Here is a 5,086-nt window from a genome sequence, read left to right as displayed (position 1 = left end):
CCGCGGCGCAGACAGCCGCGCCGACGGCGGTCGCGCCTGTGACGGCCGTTCCCGAAGCGGCCGCTGGCGCCCCGGCCGCCCCGGCTCCCGCCCCCGCCCGGCCGGTGCTCGTCCCGTCGGCGCTGCGCGGCACCACGCAACGGCTGTCCAGGCCCCGCCAGGTCATCGCCAAGCGGATGGTCGAGTCGCTGCAGACCTCCGCGCAGCTCACCACGGTCGTCGAGGCGGACGTCACGAACATCGCCAGGCTCCGCGACCGCGCCAAGGCCGACTTCCAGGCGCGCGAGGGTGTCAAGCTCACGTTCCTGCCGTTCGTCGCCCTGGCCGCCGTCGAGGCGCTCAAGGTGCACCCGAAGCTCAACGCGGTCATCGACGCCGAAAACATGCTGGTCACCTACCACGACGCCGAACATCTCGGCATCGCCGTGGACACCGAGCGCGGGCTGATGGTGCCGGTCATCCACAACGCGGGCGACCTGAACATCGGCGGGCTCGCCAAGAAGATCAGCGACGTCGCCGCGCGGACCAGGTCCGGCCAGGTCGGCCCGGACGAGCTGTCCGGCGGCACGTTCACCGTGACGAACACCGGCAGCCGCGGCGCGCTGTTCGACACCCCGATCCTCAACCAGCCGCAGGTCGGCATCCTCGGCGTCGGCACCGTGGTCAAGCGGCCTGTCGTCGTGGAGGACCCGGCGCTCGGCGAGGTGATCGCGGTCAGGTCGATGGTGTACCTGGCGCTGACCTACGACCACCGGCTGGTCGACGGCGCCGACGCGGCGCGGTTCCTCGTCACGGTCCGGAGCCGCCTGGAGGAAGGCGCGTTCGAGGCCGAACTCGGCCTGTGACGCGAAGCGCGCGATGAAGGTAGCGGTTACCGGCTCATCGGGGCTGATCGGTACCGCGCTGACGGCCAGCCTGCGGGCGGACGGCCACCAGGTCGTCCGCCTTGTCAGGCGGCCGCCGCGCGGGGCCGACGAGGTGCGCTGGGACCCGCGGGCCGCCGACGCAGGCGATCCGGTCCTGTCCGGCGTCGACGCCTGCGTGCACCTGGCCGGCGCGGGAGTCGGCGACCACCGCTGGACCCGGGGCTACAAGGCCGAGATCCGGGCCAGCCGGGTGCTCGCCACCCGCGCCCTGGCGACCGCGCTCGCCGCGGCGCAGCCGGCCCCGAAGGCGCTGATCAGCGCGTCGGCGATCGGCTGGTACGGCGACACGGGCGGCGGGGAGGTCACCGAGGACGCCCCGGCGGGCAAGGGGTTTCTGTCGCGGGTGGTGTTCGACTGGGAGGCCGCCGCCGACCCCGCCAGGCAGGCGGACATCCGCGTCGCGCACCTGCGCAGCGGCCTGGTCCTTGGCAAGAGCGGCGGCGTGCTCGCCCGGCTCGCCCGGCCCGCCAGATTCGGCGTGCTGCCGAGGTTCGGCGACGGCAGCCAGGTGATGAGCTGGATCTCGCTCACCGACGAGATCCGCGCCATCCGTTTCCTGCTCGAGTCCGACGACGCGGGCCGCAGCGGCGCCTACAACCTGACCGCGCCCAACCCGGTGACGGACTCCGAACTGACCGCGGCCCTGCACCACGCGTTCCGTCGGCCGGACTTCGGCTGGCTGCGGGTGCCCGCGCCGGTGCTGCGGCTGGCCCTCGGCGAGATGTCATCGGAGCTGCTGACCAGCGCCCGCGTGCTGCCCGGGCGCCTGCTCGCGGCCGGGTTCGAGTTCCGCTACCCGGCGGTGGGCGCCGCGCTCGCCGCCGAGCTCACGACCCAGGCTGCATGACGATCTCGAAGTGGGCGTGCCGGAACGGGACAGCGACGTTCCACTTCGCGGCCGCGGCGGGGTCGGTGACCTTCGCGAAGTCCACGACGAGCGACTTCTTCACCGCGAACACCGTGTCCGACTCGATGTAGTCGCTGCCCGCCACGAACATGTGCGTGGTCAGCGGCCGGTGCCCGTCGGCGGTGACGATGAAGTGGATGTGCGCCGGCCGGTAGGCGTGCCGCCCGGTGGCGATGAGCAGCTCGCCGACCGGGCCGTCGGTCGGGATCGGGTACGGGCTCGGCACGACCGTGCGGAACCAGAACTCGCCGTTGGAGTCGGCGGTGAACAGCCCGCGCCCGTTCGTGCGTGGCTGCACGTCCGGCTGCTGCACGTCGTAAAAGCCCTGGTCGTTGGCCTGCCAGACGTCCAGCTTCGCACCGGGCAGCGGCGTGCGGTCGACCGACACCACGCGCCCGGTGACCACGCACGGCGTGCCGCCGCCCACCAGGTCGATGTTCGCGCCGAGCTCGAGCACCGGCGATTCCACGACGTGGAACGGGCCAAGCACCGTCGACTCGGTCGCGACGCCGAATTTCCTGTTGCTGATGGTCTCGACCAGCATCGACATCCCGAGCACGTCCGACAGCAGGATGAACTCCTGCCGGTCGTCGTCGCACTTGTGGCCGGTCCTGGTCAGGAAGTCGATCGCGGTCTCCCACTCAGGGATCGTCAGCTCGACGTCGCGGGCGAACGCGTGCAGGTGCCCGACCAGGCTGGTCAGGATCTCGCGCAGCCGGGGGTTCGTGGACGGGGCGAAGCTCTCGGTGACGGCGTCGGCTGCGGTTTCCTCGGTGAAATCGGTTGCCATGCAGATGAGGCTACCGGGGGGAATGGGGGGCGGATAGCCCCCATTCCCGCAGGACCCGGCCGGGCAAACCACCCGAACCGGGCGCCATCCACGCCCCCCAGGCGACATAGGATACGAATTGCATGGACAAAACGGTAAAAACCGGGCATAGGAGCTGCGTTTCGTATCCTAACTTCGCGGCATTGGGGTAGTGTCCCCGTCGCGCCAGCGCCCGCCGAGCAGCGGTATGCGCCACAACGCGGGGATCGGTTTTCGCTCCGCCGCCTCGCTGATCGCGACCAGCGCCGATAGCCGGATGAGGCGGCGGGCCGCATTGAACATCAGGAAGGCGATCGGCAGCTCGATGACGACCGCGGAGGCGACGCTCATCCACACATCGCTCGTGCCCAGGTCGAGCAGCACGTCGAACCACGCGTCGCAGCACAGCAGCGTCCCCGTGATCAGCAGGAAGGCGATCACAATCTGGCGGCCGCGCCAGAACGCCCAGCCCGTGGCGGCGAACGCGGCGAGCAGCACGACGTCGAACCCGACCCACGCCAGCCGCCAGTGGGTCGCGGTGAAGTGCCGGTGCAAGGTGAGCCACAGCACGACGATCCAGCCGACCAGCACGGTACAGCAGATGATGGAGAACAGCACGGCGAGTTTCCTGCGCCTGCCCAGGTGCAGCTCGAGCAGCGGATGCGGGTAGTCAACAGCGGCAAGGCAACGGGCTAGCTCGCGGCGCTCGCCCGCGGTCATCTCGCGCAGATCGGCCTCGTTGATCACGTTTGGGTTGTTCCCATCTGCCGCGCCGACCTCACGCGCGCCGTAATCTCGATTACGTGAAGGAACCCCTGGTGTACGCGCACGTCGGCTTCGGCTCGCACGCGGTCGACTACATGGAGGCGTGGGCCCTGCAGCGGGCGGTGCACGCCCGGCGGGCGCTCGGCGAGATTCCGGACAGCTGCCTGCTGCTCGAGCACCAGCCCGTGTACACGGCCGGCAAGCGGACCGCGGTGTCCGACCGGCCGTTCGGCGACGCCGGCGCACCGGTGATCGACGTGGACCGCGGCGGCAAGATCACGTGGCACGGGCCCGGACAGCTCACCGCCTACCCGATCGTCAAGCTGCGCGAGCCGGTGGACGTGATGGCGTACGTCCGTTCGCTCGAACAGGCGATGATCGCGGTCTGCGCCGACTTCGGCGTGCGGGCGGCGCGGGTCGAGGGCCGCAGCGGCGCGTGGATTCCCGCTGCCGGCGACCTCCCCGACCGTAAGGTCGGCGCGATCGGCGCGCGGGTGGCGCGCGGCGTCACCATGCACGGGCTGGCGCTGAACTGCGACAACGACATGTCGTGGTTCGACAAGATCGTGCCGTGCGGCATCAGGGACGCGGGTGTCACATCGCTGACCGAGCAGACCGGCATCCGGGTGTCGGTCGCCGACGTCACGCCGCTGCTCGAGCGTCACCTGGCCGCCGCGCTCGGCTACCGCACCTGGCACCGCATGCACACGGTCTGCCCGCTGCTCACCTCGCCAACGGATCGCGCGAGCGCGTTAGCGGGGCTGCCGCGCGCCCGGGATGAGCACCGCGGTAGCAGGGCGCCAGCGCTCGGCGATCCATCAGGCGGCGCGGCGGCGCACCAGCCAGACGGCCGCGGCGATGAGCAGCGCTGACAGCGCGAGCAGCCAGCCGCCCTCGATCCACTGGAACGGCCAGAACCGGCTGCCCGGCTGGTAGCTCGTCCACAGCGTGTACCCGTGCTTGACGAGGTACTGCGTGATGCTTGGGGACTGCGGGATTCCCCCGCCTTTCCCTGTCACCCGCGCCCCCTGCAGGGCCTGGGTGAGCGCGGGCTGGCTGACCGGCTGGCCGCCCTTGTACCACTGCTGGCTGATGATCCACGCGAGGCGCGGCAGATCCGGCTGGCTGGTGCGCAGCGGCGTCAGGTAGTGCTGGCGCAGGTACAGGCCGACCGCGAGGGCGAGCCCGGTGTAGGCGGCCAGGGTCGCGGCGATCGCGGGGACGGCGCGGCGGATCAGCATGCCGGCCAGGGCGCCGATCGCGAAGGCGGCCAGCGTCCAGGCGGCGAACGCGACCCCGCGCAGGTCGAACACCAGGGCAGCCAGCGGGATCGTGTTGGCGCCGCCGAAGAACAGCTGCTGGGAGAAGAACGGCTGGAAGTACCAGGAGAACAGCAGGCTGAACAGCCCGGCGGCGGCCGCCACCGCGGCCCCGAGCGGCACCAGCTTGGCGAGCGTCCAGCGCCACCGGCCGAAGCCCAGCGTCCAGGCGAACCGGAAGGTGCCGGTCTCCAGCTCCCTGGACAGCACCGGTGCGCCGGCGAACGCCCCGATCAGCGCGGGCACCGCCTGCAGCAGGGTCGCGATGAGCTGGGCCGTCGGCCAGTCGGCCATGAAGTAGCCGGCCAGGTTCCCGCAGGCCCCTGAGCCTGCGGGCCGGCAGGCGACCGCGGCGGCGTAG

The 5,086-nt window shown here is 71.5% G+C and carries 5 protein-coding genes and 1 pseudogene; 3 read left to right on the top strand and 3 right to left on the bottom strand.

The window, feature by feature from the left end:
• Both Q1N79_RS01385 and Q1N79_RS01380 read left to right on the top strand, forming a co-directional pair.
• Positions 1 to 845 (top strand): 2-oxo acid dehydrogenase subunit E2 (locus tag Q1N79_RS01385; RefSeq protein ID WP_300603123.1); only part of this gene is annotated, 845 nt, incomplete at its 5' end.
• Between the two features lie 13 nt (positions 846 to 858).
• A complete protein-coding gene (locus Q1N79_RS01380; RefSeq protein WP_300603121.1) occupies positions 859 to 1,773 on the top strand; it encodes a TIGR01777 family oxidoreductase in 915 nt (304 codons plus the stop codon).
• Here the strand turns inward: Q1N79_RS01380 and Q1N79_RS01375 are convergent.
• Positions 1,754 to 2,623: an intradiol ring-cleavage dioxygenase gene (locus Q1N79_RS01375; protein WP_300603119.1), complete on the bottom strand. Its 870-nt coding sequence runs from the start codon at positions 2,621 to 2,623 to the stop codon at positions 1,754 to 1,756. The two genes, Q1N79_RS01380 and Q1N79_RS01375, sit on opposite strands and share 20 nt — an antisense overlap.
• 168 nt (positions 2,624 to 2,791) lie before the next feature.
• Complete coding sequence (locus Q1N79_RS01370) at positions 2,792 to 3,388, bottom strand: hypothetical protein (RefSeq protein WP_300603117.1); 597 nt, start codon at positions 3,386 to 3,388, stop codon at positions 2,792 to 2,794.
• Positions 3,389 to 3,456: 68 nt separating this feature from the next.
• Between Q1N79_RS01370 and lipB the strand changes: the two are divergent.
• Positions 3,457 to 4,095: pseudogene (gene lipB / locus Q1N79_RS01365) on the top strand (lipoyl(octanoyl) transferase LipB); the annotation flags it as partial.
• 129 nt (positions 4,096 to 4,224) lie between these two features.
• Here the strand turns inward: lipB and Q1N79_RS01360 are convergent.
• A partial coding sequence (locus tag Q1N79_RS01360; RefSeq protein ID WP_300603115.1) for an ABC transporter permease subunit occupies positions 4,225 to 5,086 on the bottom strand: 862 nt, incomplete at its 5' end.

The sequence above is a fragment of the Trebonia sp. genome (assembly GCF_030042015.1).
GTDB lineage: Bacteria > Actinomycetota > Actinomycetes > Streptosporangiales > Streptosporangiaceae > Trebonia.
Note: the sequence above shows the minus strand (reverse complement) of the source record. Positions and strands in the feature narration are given on the sequence as shown.